11 protein-coding genes are annotated in these 13,812 nt (G+C 53.5%); 9 read left to right on the forward strand and 2 right to left on the reverse strand.

What is annotated here, in order from left to right; genetic code table 11:
* Positions 1 to 92 precede the first annotated feature (92 nt).
* Both J7I92_RS15470 and J7I92_RS15475 read right to left on the reverse strand, forming a co-directional pair.
* Positions 93 to 1,976, reverse strand: a complete 1,884-nt coding sequence (locus tag J7I92_RS15470; protein WP_214841850.1) for a DUF4012 domain-containing protein — start codon at positions 1,974 to 1,976, stop codon at positions 93 to 95.
* Positions 1,977 to 2,025: 49 nt separating this feature from the next.
* A complete protein-coding gene (locus J7I92_RS15475) occupies positions 2,026 to 3,438 on the reverse strand; it encodes a sugar transferase (RefSeq protein ID WP_311380390.1) in 1,413 nt (470 codons plus the stop codon).
* 328 nt (positions 3,439 to 3,766) lie between these two features.
* Here J7I92_RS15475 and wecB point away from each other — a divergent pair, with 328 nt between their 5' ends.
* From wecB to J7I92_RS24235, 9 genes are all read left to right on the forward strand, one after another.
* Positions 3,767 to 4,960 (forward strand): non-hydrolyzing UDP-N-acetylglucosamine 2-epimerase, encoded by a 1,194-nt coding sequence (wecB, locus tag J7I92_RS15480; protein ID WP_214841854.1) that lies wholly within the window; start codon positions 3,767 to 3,769, stop codon positions 4,958 to 4,960.
* 132 nt (positions 4,961 to 5,092) lie between these two features.
* On the forward strand, positions 5,093 to 6,382 hold the full coding sequence (gene wecC / locus J7I92_RS15485; protein ID WP_311380391.1) for a UDP-N-acetyl-D-mannosamine dehydrogenase: 1,290 nt from the start codon (positions 5,093 to 5,095) through the stop codon (positions 6,380 to 6,382).
* Between the two features lie 120 nt (positions 6,383 to 6,502).
* Entirely contained in the window at positions 6,503 to 7,510 is a 1,008-nt protein-coding gene (locus tag J7I92_RS15490; protein ID WP_214841855.1) for a glycosyltransferase family 4 protein, read from the forward strand.
* Positions 7,491 to 8,540: a prenyltransferase/squalene oxidase repeat-containing protein gene (locus J7I92_RS15495; RefSeq protein WP_214841856.1), complete on the forward strand. Its 1,050-nt coding sequence runs from the start codon at positions 7,491 to 7,493 to the stop codon at positions 8,538 to 8,540. The genes J7I92_RS15490 and J7I92_RS15495 overlap by 20 nt, the downstream gene beginning before the upstream one ends.
* On the forward strand, positions 8,525 to 9,307 hold the full coding sequence (locus tag J7I92_RS15500; protein ID WP_214841857.1) for a WecB/TagA/CpsF family glycosyltransferase: 783 nt from the start codon (positions 8,525 to 8,527) through the stop codon (positions 9,305 to 9,307). Before J7I92_RS15495 ends, J7I92_RS15500 begins: the two co-directional genes overlap by 16 nt.
* Before the next feature lie 67 nt (positions 9,308 to 9,374).
* Positions 9,375 to 9,731, forward strand: coding sequence for a hypothetical protein (locus J7I92_RS24660; RefSeq protein WP_396020398.1), 357 nt, complete (start codon positions 9,375 to 9,377; stop codon positions 9,729 to 9,731).
* Positions 9,732 to 9,843: 112 nt separating this feature from the next.
* On the forward strand, positions 9,844 to 11,082 hold the full coding sequence (locus tag J7I92_RS15510; protein WP_214841859.1) for an O-antigen ligase family protein: 1,239 nt from the start codon (positions 9,844 to 9,846) through the stop codon (positions 11,080 to 11,082).
* Positions 11,082 to 12,311 carry a hypothetical protein gene (locus J7I92_RS15515; RefSeq protein ID WP_214841860.1) on the forward strand — a complete coding sequence of 410 codons (1,230 nt, stop codon included), beginning with the start codon at positions 11,082 to 11,084 and terminating at the stop codon, positions 12,309 to 12,311. Before J7I92_RS15510 ends, J7I92_RS15515 begins: the two co-directional genes overlap by 1 nt.
* A complete protein-coding gene (locus tag J7I92_RS24235) occupies positions 12,304 to 13,506 on the forward strand; it encodes a glycosyltransferase family 4 protein (protein ID WP_214841861.1) in 1,203 nt (400 codons plus the stop codon). The genes J7I92_RS15515 and J7I92_RS24235 overlap by 8 nt, the downstream gene beginning before the upstream one ends.
* Positions 13,507 to 13,812 lie beyond the last annotated feature (306 nt).

Raw genomic sequence — 13,812 nt, forward strand, 5'->3', positions numbered from 1 at the left:
AAATCTCATTGTCGTGCCCAAAGAGAGAGTAGCACCCGTGACCAGTGTTACCAAAGTGAATCAAGTCGCTTTACATACTATTAACGTAAATTCTATTTCGCGTTCGGGCACACCGCTGGTTTCATGGTGAGGACAACGTCTTTGAGGGACTGAATGGTGGGCGTAACGACCACAGTGGGTTCAGTATGTTGGACGATCTTCCCGAAAGTCAGTTCGACGCTTTTGCTCTGGCCAGGAGCGAGGGACATCGTTACGGCTCCCACGGGCCTGTTGCTGTGGCGGTGTGCGGCAATGTCCGTTTTGTTTCCATCCACTGCCGCTGATTCGACATTCGCCTGAACAGGGCCGTAAGCGATCACATTTGTCTGCACGGTACCCTCAGGTACCCCGAACACACCTCCTCCGGTGACGTAGTCGGGCAACGTCGATTTCGCGTCTACAGGCGCTGTATTGGTGCTGGTCACCCGGACCGTCATCCGGCTATAGCCGTCACGAGGGCATTCCTCAAGTAATTGGACGGTGCGTTTGACATAGAAGTCCATTTTTGCGCCGGTTCCGTCGTTGAAGTAGACGCCAAACTGGGCGGCCGATACGCTTTGGCCAGAAGTCGCACCGCTCATGGCATAGTTGGAGATCACTTTCTGGATCTCAGGGTCGGCGGACCAAAGTAGGATCCGCCGTTCATCGGCTGCACGTGAAATGCCTTGAACTAGTCGTGCCGGGTCTCCGGTGCCACTGGAAAATGCACCGTAGACCTCCTTGGCTACATTGGCGAAGTAAGCGTCTTGAACGGCTGTGTTGTCAATGGCCTTATAGACGTCTGAGAGCAACGTGCTAACAACATTCGTTCCCGTCAGTTCACTTGGTAGGCGTCCATTGCTGAGCAGTGTGTTTTCAGGCTCATGAAGTTGCACGGGCCCGGTCGCATCCAGAACGTAGCTGAGACCCACTGGGTCGATGGATAGAACCCCGTCTACTTTTTCACCAGTTCGTTTTTCCCACATTTGTCGAGCAGTGCTCGCGGCCGTGGGGAAGTCCGGAGTTAGGTTGACGTCCTGCATGAACTTCCCAATCCGACTGGAATAGATCGCTTCTTGTTCACGGTCTACAGTTAGAGGAGGTGCAAAAGATCCCAACTGTCCAGCACTTGATTGGGAAGTGAGAGACATTTTGCCGCTCTCGACGGTAAGGACCGCCAGGGCACCGGGAATGCCACCTGTCGCTCGTATCTCCGCATTATTCTGCATCAGTAGCAAATAGTGTTTTGTGCCGTTCATCCCGAGCATTTCGGGCGCCAGGGTTGTTACGTGCGCAGCCGCATCTATGTCTACCCTCAGATTAGTAAGTTGTTCTCTCGCCTCTGCGAGCGGCTCTGCGATCTGAGGGAGCAGGCCACCTCTATCGATACTGTCTAGGCGATCGGAGGATGCACGTATGGCGTGGGCGGCGGAAACAATTCGTGGCTGTGCTTCTTTGAGGGAGGTTAGATCCACACCCTCACCGCTAGGCATGACCTTCTTCCAATCCAGAGATCTAAACACCCCGACGAGAGGGTCCGCTCCGAGACGGATAACGTCATCGACGACTGTGGAAATTTCCGCCGTAGCACGGAAGTTACTTCCAGCCCAAGGGAGAGCTCCAGCCAAAGTCCAGAGCGGATCACTACTCGCGGCACGTGCCGTCTCAGTGTGGGATTTCAACTCAGATACGGTCCCAGCCGCGGCCTCCGCATCGTCCCGAGCAACTTCGTCCTTCAGCCTTGGAAGAAGTTGTGAAGCCGCCTTCAGTTCTTTTTGGACTGTTTGCGCCTTCCCCGCAAGCCATCCCGCAGTCGCCAAGAGGACAATTAACACGCCTGTGATGCAAATAAGCGGAAATAAGAACTTCGGCGCTTGATCTGCCTTATCTTTGATGTCCGTTCCTATCCGCCTTGGTTTGATTGGACCCTCTGGTGTCCCGTGATGTTTATAGGTCATGCGTGGCGACGTTCCTTCCCCGAAGAACTAGGAAATGCAAAGCCAATATTTAGTACGCACCTGTGCTGCGAAAAACCGCTCTAACTGTGCGAAGGATAATGATAAGATCCCCAGCGAGGGACCAGTTTTCGACGTAGTACAAATCCAGCCGTACTGAGTCTTGCCATGAGAGGTTTGAGCGTCCGCTCACCTGCCATAGGCCAGTCAGCCCTGGTTTAACGAGCAATCGTCGCCTTACATCGTTCTCGTAGGACTCGACCTCTCGCGGAAGAGGGGGGCGGGGCCCTACCAGGCTCATCCGTCCAGCTAAAACGTTGAAAAGCTGGGGCAGCTCGTCGAGGCTATATTTCCGGATTACAGCACCTACACGCGTCACCCGAGGATCATCCCTGAGCTTGAACAGCACCCCGTTTCCCTCGTTCCTGTCTTCGAGGCCCTTCAGTTGCTGTTCTGCGTTCACGACCATAGACCGGAATTTGAGCATTCGGAAGTGCCGGCTTTCGATCCCGACACGCTCTTGCTTGAAAATCACCGAGCCCTTGCTGTCGGCCTTTATGAGGATTGCGATGATAATCATCAGCGGGGAACTCATGATGATTAATAGAGCGGAGGCAGCAATGTCGAACAACCTTTTGGCCACGCGTTGCCCGCCTTCGAGGCTGGGAGTAGTGACATGGATCAAGGGAAGGCCGGCGACCTGTTGAGTGTGAATGCGGGGGCCGGCGATATCTGTCAGAGCGGGAGCCATTATCAGCGCGACGTTGCGAGCCGCAAGAGCCCAGCCGAGCTGTCGGATGCTGTGAGGGTGTAGTTGAACGCCTGCGCTAGCAGCAACAGCATCGGCGCCACAGGTATCAATTGCATCGAGGATCGACTTTGTGTCGTGCCCCGTGCCCAGAATAGGAAGTCCCGACTGCGGTTCCACGGTGAGTCCTTGACTGCCACCTGGAGAGAAAGCCGCAATAGGGAGATAACCGGCGTGCTTGGCAGTTGCGAAGGAAGAAGCTAAATGAGCTACGGCGCTTGGATCGCCGAGAATCAACAAGCGAGCCATACTGTTGCCGCGGCGCCGTTCGACGTTCAAGTGCTGGCGAATTAACCACCGTGCAACAAGTAGCCCTGCTAAACCAACGGGGAGGGCCACTCCCACATACCCCCGGGCAGTCTCGATGCGGAATACGTAAGAGACGATGGCAACAAAGCCGAATAGCCATAGCGATGCGGCGGCAACTCTCTTATATTCGTCTGCCCCGGCGCCAAGGACCCTGCTTTGCCGGCTGTTCCAGGCTCCGAGCATTATCCACCATGCGACTATCAAAGCCACTGACACCGACAAGTAAGTGGCTTCCTGCCCGGAAACCAAAACATCGGATTCGAATCCGAACCTGACGATGAACGCTCCGACGACGGCCCAGATAACTACGAGAGCGTCGACAAAGCCTAGGAGACGCGACGATCTCACCCGCCAATCAGATCCTGTCCCCAACTGCTCCCCATTTACTTAGAAACTTTCAGATGCCGGTGAACTAGGACATTCCCATGATGATCGCCCTGGCCATGATACATCCGTGGAAACTAACAGATATACTCGGCATGCAGGAGCAGTGGTTCCTCGGGTGTGTGTCCAGAGTTCCATGACCTCACCACGTGAAGTGGGCAACCTTTACGAACTGAACTGAGGTCAACAGAACACCTTATTACGCCTCACTTGCTGGGGCTGCGGTTCTGCCTGAGATCGTGCACTAAGATCATGGCTGAAAGATACTCGAACTTGTTGTGGGGGAACTCGAATGCCACTCGTCATGCCCATCTATGGGACCCGTCCGGAAGCCATTAAAATGGCCCCCATAGTCCGTGCGATACGGGATACGACCGATCTGGACTGTCGAGTAGTCGTTACCGGTCAGCACCGTAGCATGTTGGACCAGGTCAACGACTTGTTCGACATTACGGTTGACGACGATCTCGATATTTTCCAGCAGGGTCAGACACTAAACGGCATCCTGTCCAAAACAATCGCAGGCATTGATGCTCTCTTGGTGGAGCACAAACCTGACATTGTTCTCGTGCAGGGCGATACCACGACGTCCACCGCGGGTGCCCTCGCAGCCTTCTACCACCGCATACCCGTCGTGCACGTGGAAGCTGGTCTGAGAAGCGGCGATATCAACTCGCCATACCCAGAGGAAGCGAATCGTCGCATTACCTCGCAGATAGCCTCCCTCCATTTAGCACCCACGGATCAAAGCCGGGACAATCTCCTCGCAGAGGGCATCAGTTCCAAGGACATTGTGGTCACAGGAAATTCAGTAATCGATGCTCTGCTAGAAGTAGCCGGTAGAAGTGTAACTTTCACTGATGAGCGGCTTAATATGTTGCAACCGATGGAACGCCGCGTTGTTCTCGTAACAACGCACCGCCGGGAAAACCAGGGATCCATAATGACTGGCATTGGTCGTGCCATTGCGAAATTGGCAGATAAATTTCTGGATGTAGACTTCGTGCTCCCTCTACATAAAAACCCTGCAGTGCGAGACGCAGTGATTCCGGAGGTGGAAGGCTCCCCCAACGTTATTGTCACGGAGCCCCTCGGCTACGCGGAGTTCACCCGGCTCCTGGGGCTGTCGTGTGTCGTTCTAACCGACTCTGGAGGCGTCCAGGAAGAGGCGCCCAGCCTCGGAAAGCCAGTGCTGGTAATGCGTGAGAACACTGAGAGACCTGAGGCTGTGGAAGCCGGAACGGTCAGGCTCATTGGAACGGCGCCTGATTCAATAGTGAATGGTGTTTCCCAGTTGTTGGAAGACAGCACCGCATACGACAGCATGGCCGCGGCGGTCAATCCATACGGCGACGGTCAGGCTGCGCCTAGAACCGTAGCGGCGGTTCGGAATCTCTTGAATATGGGAGATCGACTTCCCGAGTTTGTTTATCATAGGTCGGCTCAGCGAGGTGCACCTTCACTTGAACCTGCTCTCCAGAGTTGACCCCAAGAGGGGGCAGGGTCCGGAATATCATCGGAGTGACCCCTGATTCCACACATTGGCACGTTGATTTGTGCCATTGCCTTCCGTGCTTACGTAAGAATCACTAACAAAAGAAGACTGGGGAAATTGCTCGTGAACGTTGAGATGGAGGAGCGGACTCCTCGACCCGAAAAGATAGTTGTCGTCGGACTTGGATATATAGGTCTGCCTACCGCAGCGGCGCTTGCCGTCGGGGGACACGTCGTAGTGGGTGTCGACCTGAACGAGGCCACGGTCGAGTCGGTGGCCCGTGGTCAGGTTCCATTCGTTGAGCCGGACCTGCAGGAGACACTGGCGCAGGCTATTTCCCTCGGTCGACTTACAACATCTACTACGATTCCGCCGGCTGATGTATATATTTTGGCCGTTCCGACGCCCTACCTGGAGGATCACACTGCGGATCTGTCTTATGTTGAGGCCGCGTCCCGGCAGGTTGCTGCTGCCTGCCGGGGTGGTGAGCTCGTAATTCTTGAATCGACTTGTCCCCCGGGCGCTACGCAGTTTGTCGCCGACGTGTTCAGTGAGACTCGACCGGATCTTGCAGTGAATAATGAGAACTCGAGCTCCGCTATGCAGTTCGTACACTGCCCCGAACGAGTACTTCCAGGGCGCATTATGATCGAGATTAAGACTAACGCTCGGATAATAGGAGGTCTCACAACTTCCGCTGCTGAACGCGCAAAGCGTATTTATGAATCCTTCTGCTCAGGCCCGATTCGGCTGACTGACGCTAAGACTGCAGAAATGGCGAAACTAGTCGAGAATTCATTTCGGGATGTTAATATCGCATTCGCAAATGAGCTGTCACTGATCTGCGAAACGCTCAAGATTAATGTTTGGGAGCTAATTGAACTGGCCAACCAACATCCGCGCGTGAACATCCTACAGCCAGGGCCGGGGGTAGGCGGTCACTGCATCGCTGTCGACCCGTGGTTTATAGTTGCCTCAGATCCGATCAACTCCAACCTGATCCGGACTGCGCGGGAGGTCAATGACCGAAAGCCTGCATTTGTTGTGCAGCAGTTGATGAATGCAGTTGAGGAGAAAGCCGTTCCGGTCGTTGCCATTCTTGGCTTGGCTTTCAAGGCAAATATTGATGACCTGCGAGAGTCTCCTGCCGTGGAGATTCTGCGGCGTGCCCTAGATGTTGTGCCTGGAATTGAGTTTTACGTCGCTGAGCCTCATATCTCAACACTTCCGCATGATCTTGTGAATGAAGGCCGAGTCGAACTAGTGGAAACAGCTGTCGCTCTGGACAAATCAAATATTGTGGTCGCCTTGGTTGACCATGATGAATTTCAGATGATTAGTACCGATGATCTCAGCGGAAAGACGTTGATTGACTCAAAGGGCATATTTAACAATCTCGTTCCGGCAGTCTAGGTTTTATGCGCCGTGAATCAGCCGATAGAGAACAGCTCAACTAGTCAACATCCATCCACACCCATCCGCGTCGTGGTCCTTGGTCCTCTTCCTGGTACCGCGGGTGGAATAGGAACAATGATGAGTCATCTGAGCTCAACCGATTCGAAACGGTCCATCCTGACTTTCCTTGGAGCGGGATCAACCGGACGACACCGATTTAGAGCCTTTGCTCGGACTGCTGCCTGGATCCTTGTTAGGAAACGTGCCTACGACATTGCCCACATCAACCTGTCGTCGAGAGGCAGTTGCTACCGAAAAATAGTCCTCTCTTTGATTCTTCGCCTTGCTCGACGCCCCTATGTAATACACCTTCACGGTTCCGAGTTTCGCGAATTTCATTCGAGCTCACCGCGCGTCTTGCAGGCACTTTGTAAGTCGATGATGAGGCACTCTCGCAAGGTCCTAGTTCTGGGCAGCGCGTGGAGAGACTTTGTCACGCAGGAGCTTGGCTGCAACCCAGATGCCTCGGTCATCTTGGCTAATGCGGTACCGGGGCCGCAGACAATCCCCGTTCGACCCCAGGTCCCTACAAACATTCTCTTCACAGGCAGAATAGGGAAACGAAAGGGAATCCTAGAGCTACTGGATGCTGTCGGAAGATTGCCCCAATCTTCGAACTGGACACTGGCACTGGCAGGTGACGTGACTGAGGATGACATCGCATTGATGCTGGATGATGCTCCCGAGAACGTGACCGTACTAGGTTGGCTGTCGCAGGATGAACTCAAAGACGTGCTCCATAAGTCTTCGATTTTTGTTTTGCCGTCGCACGCAGAGGGTCTCCCGCTCTCGCTGCTTGATGCTATGGCTTGGGGCCTTGCCCCCGTTGTGACCGCAGTTGGCTCCATCGAGGACGTGGTGGTGCACCGCGAGGACTCGCTGATAGTGGACGTCGGCGATGTTGTCTCTATTTGCGAGTCCTTGAATGAGCTGATACTAAACCCAGCCCTAGTTGAAGAACTTGGGTCCGCCGCGCGCTCGAAGTGGGAATTAGGCTACTCGATTAGCGACTATAGGGAACGTCTCGATAACGTATACGACTTGTGCCTAGAAGGTGATCAGACTCATGACATACGCAGCAAATGAATTAAGCAGAGCCGCAGCCGAGAAGGCGATGAAGTACGCGGCTTCGAAGGGCTTTTCGGGTTGCGACCCTTATGATGGGCTGATGTCGCCTGTAGCTCGGCTGCTTCCCTCGCGCTTGACTCGTCAAATCTGGGTCCAGCTCCTGAAACGAAGCGGTGAAGGTGCACGGAACGTTGCCGGCATTCCTGCTGTTCGGATGAGTAAATCGCTCGCGCTGTTCTCGATGTCGGCCTTCGCCCTGGGCGATCACGGACGCGCCAACGATCTGGCTGACACCCTCCTTGATGTGGCCGGCGGAGGGCCCTGGGGATATGAGTTTGACGTACAAACGCGATGGGCACACTATCCCGCAGGATCGCCGAATGTCATCGCCACGGCTTTTGCCGTACGTGCGTTAGATTTGCTTGGAAGAGCAGATGAAGTCTCCGAGGAAGCGCTACTTTGGCTCCTCTCGTTGCGCCAGCCATCTGGGTACTTTGCCTACACGCCGATGTCGGATCGGCTGATTCACAACGGAAACCTACTGGCGGTGGAGTCAATACTGCGTTTGGGTGGGGCTCAGGCTGATGTAAGCGTCGCAATAGAGGTCACAACTAGGGCCCAGCGACCGGACGGCTCGTGGCCATATGGTGCCGGCACCGACCTGGCTTGGGTCGACAATTTTCACACGGCATACGTGCTCGACAGCCTTAGGTATATACGATCAAGGAGTCTTGTGGACTCTGAAGTAATTGATCGTGGAACTGACTATTGGCTTGAAGAGCTATTTCTTGAGACTGGCGAACCCCTCTACTACGCCACGAGCAAATCACCCTCAAAAGATGTTCACAATGTTGCAACAGCCGTAAGTACGCTAGCTGCCTTGGTAAGCGAGGGTGAGCGTATTGGTGAGAGACGGAATGCACTCAAAGTTCTACTGGGTTTCCAAGGCGCCGATGGGGCCTTCCGTAATAAGGCTAACGGTCCCGTGTTCATGAGATGGAACCAGGCGCATGCGACTTATGCACTAACAAGATGGATAAATCAGTGATTAAAGAGCGAGACTTCAGTCCCCTTGGACGTTCAAGTATTCTCGGTGTCAACATTGACCGGCTTACAATGTCCGAATCTGTTGACAAAGCGTTGGACCTGATCGGTGGTGGCGGCTGTCATCAACATGTTGTTGTCAATGCGGCTAAGATGGTCGCTGCCTCAGAGGATAGCACTTTACGTTCGACGATCAATTCCTGTGCGATGATAAATGCTGATGGCCAGTCGGTCGTTTGGGCGAGTAAGTTTTTGGGGGATCCGTTACCAGAGCGCGTAGCCGGGATCGACTTCATGAATGCCCTAGTCGATGCTTCCGCTAGTGCCGGTTTCTCTATATATCTTTTGGGGGCCAAAGCTGAAGTTGTTAAGAGCGTAGCCGAGGTTTTCACGAAGCGCGGCGCTAATATCGCTGGCTATCATGACGGGTATTGGCGGTCTAGTATTCAAGACACTGAGCTAGTGCAGAAGATATCCGCGAGCGGTGCGAACGTCTTATTTGTTGCAATTCCGTCACCTGATAAAGAGCTATTTCTGGCAAGGTATCTTAGTGACCTCGGTGTCAATCTAGCCGTCGGAGTTGGCGGATCTTTTGATGTAGTGGCGGGGCTAACTCGACGCGCTCCCGTGGCAATGCAGCGCGCTGGCTTAGAGTGGTTGTTCCGATTGATGCAAGAACCGCGTCGCATGTTCAAGCGGTACCTGGTGGGAAATCTAAAGTTCATGCGACTTATCGTTTGGGCCCATTTTCGTAGTCGGAGAGAAGTCTGAAATGTCGCTTATTTTCTATAGGATAGGACATGCGCTCTACCGCGCAGGAATTCCTGGCCTCCCTAGAATGTTCACCATTCTAGGCCAGATCGCCTTCGGTTCGTATATACCCGCCGAGTGTGATATAGGCAGTAACTGTAAGGTTGCCTACGGAGGTTCAGGACTGATCATTCATCCGCGTGCCAAAATTGGGAACAACTGCCTCCTTTCCCCTGGTGTGGTTATTGGAGGTCGCGGCGGACATCGCGCAGTGCCAGTCTTGGGAAACGATGTCCAGATATATCCCGGGGCGAAAGTATTGGGCCCTATCACTATTGGTAACCGAGTCATCGTAGGAGCCAATGCAGTGGTTGTTGAGGACGTGAAAGATGACGTCATGATGATCGCAGGAAAGGCCACAAGGCTCGAGCGTGCTGAGCAGTAGTTCGCAAGACTCAAATCCGAAAAGCGCTCTTCGGGCACCGGCGGACCGGTCACTTGAAAACTCGGCTATATCAGTGGGCACTGCCAACAGACTGATACCGATAATTGCAATCATGTTGGTGATCGGGATCACAACGTTGATGGTCTTTAGGCCGATGCAGGCAGCTCTAGCAGTCGCTGGACTAATATTCGCATTTGTGGTCGCGCGTTTGGGTATCGATGCGCCACTCGTATGGCTGCTAATTGGGCCGTGGCAGTTTGTACCAGGAGTCGACGCAAATATCCTACTCAATCCGTTCTTGTGGGTTGCATTAATCCGTCTCCTTGTAGCTCGAAGAACCAATCCTCACCGTCCAAAGAGGCTTGGTCTGAGCATAGTCGCCATTCTGCCGATCAGTTACTTAGTCGAATGGCTTTTCTTTGGTGTTGCCGAACCGAGCCTCCTGTTGTGGATGCTGCCCTACATCCCCCTCGCACTTAGTCTCGCGCTAGTGCCACCAAATCCAGCTGTATTGCAGCGCCATCTGTTCTACGTGGGCATCGCAACGGCCCTCTTCGTCGTCGTGGAAGCGTCATTGGGATGGTCATTAAATTCTTTAATGCAGTCAAATATTTCCGTTCAGGAATATCTTCGCAGTGGAAGAGCTCTGGGACCAACTGGCAATCCGCTCTTCACAAGCTCAATTCTCATGGTCGCCTTTTTTCTCCCTCCTAGGCCAGCATTCTGGATGAGGATATCCCAGGGCATAATATTGGTCGCGACTATTTTGACGGGTTCAAAAAGTGCGGTAATCGGGTTAGCAGTTGGTGTTCTAGTGCTTGCGATCTCAAAGGGCGTAAAGCGCTTTGCGATTACTTCTGTTGGTGTCTTGGCTGGACTGTTGGCAGTTCAGGTTGCGGCAGATTCAACATTTAGCAATATATTCCAGCGTTTTGCGGTGTTCTCGGATCTCCGAACCTCGGACCCGGACAGAGCTTTCACCACAGATTTCGTATTTGACTGGCTTCAGAAGCATCCTCTCGGCGGGACGCCCATCGGTGCGGCGTTGATAGACAAACGCCTCCTAAGTCCCGTCAGCGGCGGCTCAAGATTCGGCATTGAGTCCACTTGGCTGGCGATGGCAGCGGACACCGGGATCGTTTTCATCGGGTTGTGCCTTTTCCTCATGCTGGTCTACGTATTAAGGCACAGGGCTGACGCGAAGGCACAAGCCTTGTTCGGTTTTGCCGTGAGTCTATTCTTTTGGAATGGTCTGTTCGGAGCCTGGCTGATTGGCCCAATGATGCTCATCCTCCTTCTGACGCCACCGGCTGACCCCATGGCTGATCAGCGAAAGAGTATGGAAGACTGATGGCTGCTTTGAGAGCGGTACTTGTTGGTGGGATTCCCTTGGTACTCGGACGAGTCTTTTCAGCCGTACGGGAACTTTGGCTGGCGCATCAGCTCGGCCCAACTGATCGCCTGACCGAATATGTGGTCGCATCTACGGTGTTCCTGGCCTTGGGAGGGCTGCTTTCTGGAGTTGCCTCCGCTCTCATGATCCGAGACAGCGGAAGGGGTAAACATGTCATGCCCCTCGTCTTGGCAGCTTCAACCGTCATAATTGCAGGCTTCGGTGTATTCGGAGTACTACCGAGTACACGTTTTGAAAGTGGTTTGACCGTTTGGTGCCTAGTCGCGATGCTGCCCTTTTTTGCAGCCTATGGCGTAGCCAATGGCAAGCTAATTCGGGAGGGGAAAGTCGTAGTAGGTATGGTGGCAGCCGGCATACAGCCCGCGGTAGCACTGGGGGTTATGGTGTTACCTTGGACGGATTTGACCACTGCTGCCGCGTGCGGCAACCTGGCTGGAAGCATTCTTATGACGTCGATTGTGTTTCATTCTGCTTACAGGGTAGGTCCGTATCCGTCGTTTTGGATCAAGAAAACCACCCTGATGGACGGTTTGGCTATTGTCGCAGTTTCTGCAGCTAACATTGCCTCCCCTATAATCGACAGGTTTTTTGCGGCTTCGCTTGGAAACTCCGGTCTCGTGTTACTTAACTTAAGTACTATTGTATTTGCTGCGATTACTGGCACACTCGGCATCGCACTGGGTAACGCAGCTGTGGGTCGATCATTCACGTCGGCTTCTACGGTTAGGACGCGCGAGCCGGTCATTCTAGGGGTTCTCTGTTCTTTTTGTGTGCTTGGAATGATCATACCCGCGGTTTCATACATAAACTCTAGGACTGAGTATGCTCCCGGCAGTGGTGAGAGCATGGGGCTCTTGCTGGCAATATATTCGCTAGCAATTCCTGTTGCCCTGCTAAACCAAGTTTGGATCCGCGTCTGGAACCGTAAGGCCAGCGTGAGGGACATGCTTAGCCTTGCTGGGCTTCTACTGTCTATAAATCTTGTGGGAAACTTTGTGTTTGTGATGCTATTCGGCGTCCTTGGAATTGCTATATCGACGGTCCTCGTGCAACTGGCTCAGTGCATGTACCTGGGTTCTAAGTGGCATCAGACCGGGCGGGCGGCCGGTTTGGTTGCAACCACTGTAATTATTGGTCTTGTAATGGGTAGGGTAATTAATGCGTAACTTTGATTTTTTTAGTGATGCCTTTTTTCCAGATTGGACAGGAGGGCTCCAACGATACGCCACGGAATTGGCAGCGACTGCTGTTGGCAGGGGACACCGTGGAGTATTGTGGACGCGCGAGTGGCGAGTTGGCGGGCTCGTTGACGTACAGAATGCAATTGATGGTGAAATCAGCGTACATAACCTTCTCGGCAAACTTCCACGAAGACTACGCGGAGGAGTGCTTACAATAGCGGCTCTAATTCATGTGCCGGTTGGACGCCCGGCGGGGGACTGCATGGTTTTCCATACTCCTATTCTCGGTGCCGCCTTTATGGGACGAATGCGGGATCGCAATCAGATCTATGTCTTTCACGCCAGTGCCGGACATGAGCTCCTGACTGAGGCGGCCGCCGTAGGGAGAGTTTCTCGTTCCGTGAAGCTCAAGGGTGCAGTCCTCTTGCGCTTGGAACGTAGATGTATACGACGCGCTGACGCTGTGGTTGTATTGAGCGATTTTTCACGGCGGCTTATCGAGCAATTGCATCCGACTACTAGGCCGCAAAGAGTTGTGGTGATCCCAGGTGGCACTACCGTGGAACCGGAGCTTAGCTCTGATAAGGACCTCTCTCCACGATCAGGTCGACTGCGAAGAATCGTCGTGTTACGACGATTGGAATGGAGGATGGGAGTAGACATCTTGTTCGAGGCATTTGCAGGATCGACTGCCCAAAAAGAGGGGTGGCAGCTGGACATAGTCGGAACTGGCTCCCAGGAGCAGCATCTCAAGACATTCGCTGCTGAACTCGGCATCGGGGATAGCGTGATTTTTCATGGACGAGTTTCTGAGGAAAAGAAGACACAAATCTTAGAGGCCGCCACGTTATCTGTCCTCCCGACGCGTGCTTTGGAAGGTTTCGGCCTTGCCACTGTTGAAGCAATGTCACATGGCGTCATCCCGATTGTTACGTCTGCTGGAGCGTCTCCGGAAATCGTGCTGCCTATCGACGAACGATTGATCTGTGAACCGGCTGTTGAAAGTATTCGTTCGTCGATTGATTACTGGGCTTGTGAACGATCGGACAATGAGCTTTCGGAAATACGCACCGCTTGTCGTACGCGAGCACAGGAGTTCTCATGGGAATCTGTTTTTGCAGCATATGAAACCCTCATTAAGAGTCTTCCATCCGCTACTTTTGACACGTCCGGGCGGTAATCGGGTTCTTCGTGATTCGCGCTGAATGCACAGCCCGCTGTTGGGCTGTGCTTCTAATAATGCCGGGTGGTTTGTTCTGGTTTTGCGTACTTGGCCGTTCCGTTTCAAGGAGCGTTCCATTTCTGGCCCTTCGCAGATGAGCGTGGTTAGGGCGGTCTGAAAGCGCCGCCGCGGTGTTGGACGTTTTCGGTGCGGCGTGGTGCGGCGGGAAAGAGGTCAGGGCCTCTTTGAATTGGTTGCGACCAAGCAAACCAATACCCAAAAGAGACCCTGACATGAATAACTCTATGTCTTGTTCCCGTGAAC

The sequence above is a fragment of the Arthrobacter sp. ISL-72 genome, from assembly GCF_018613755.1.
GTDB lineage: Bacteria > Actinomycetota > Actinomycetes > Actinomycetales > Micrococcaceae > Arthrobacter.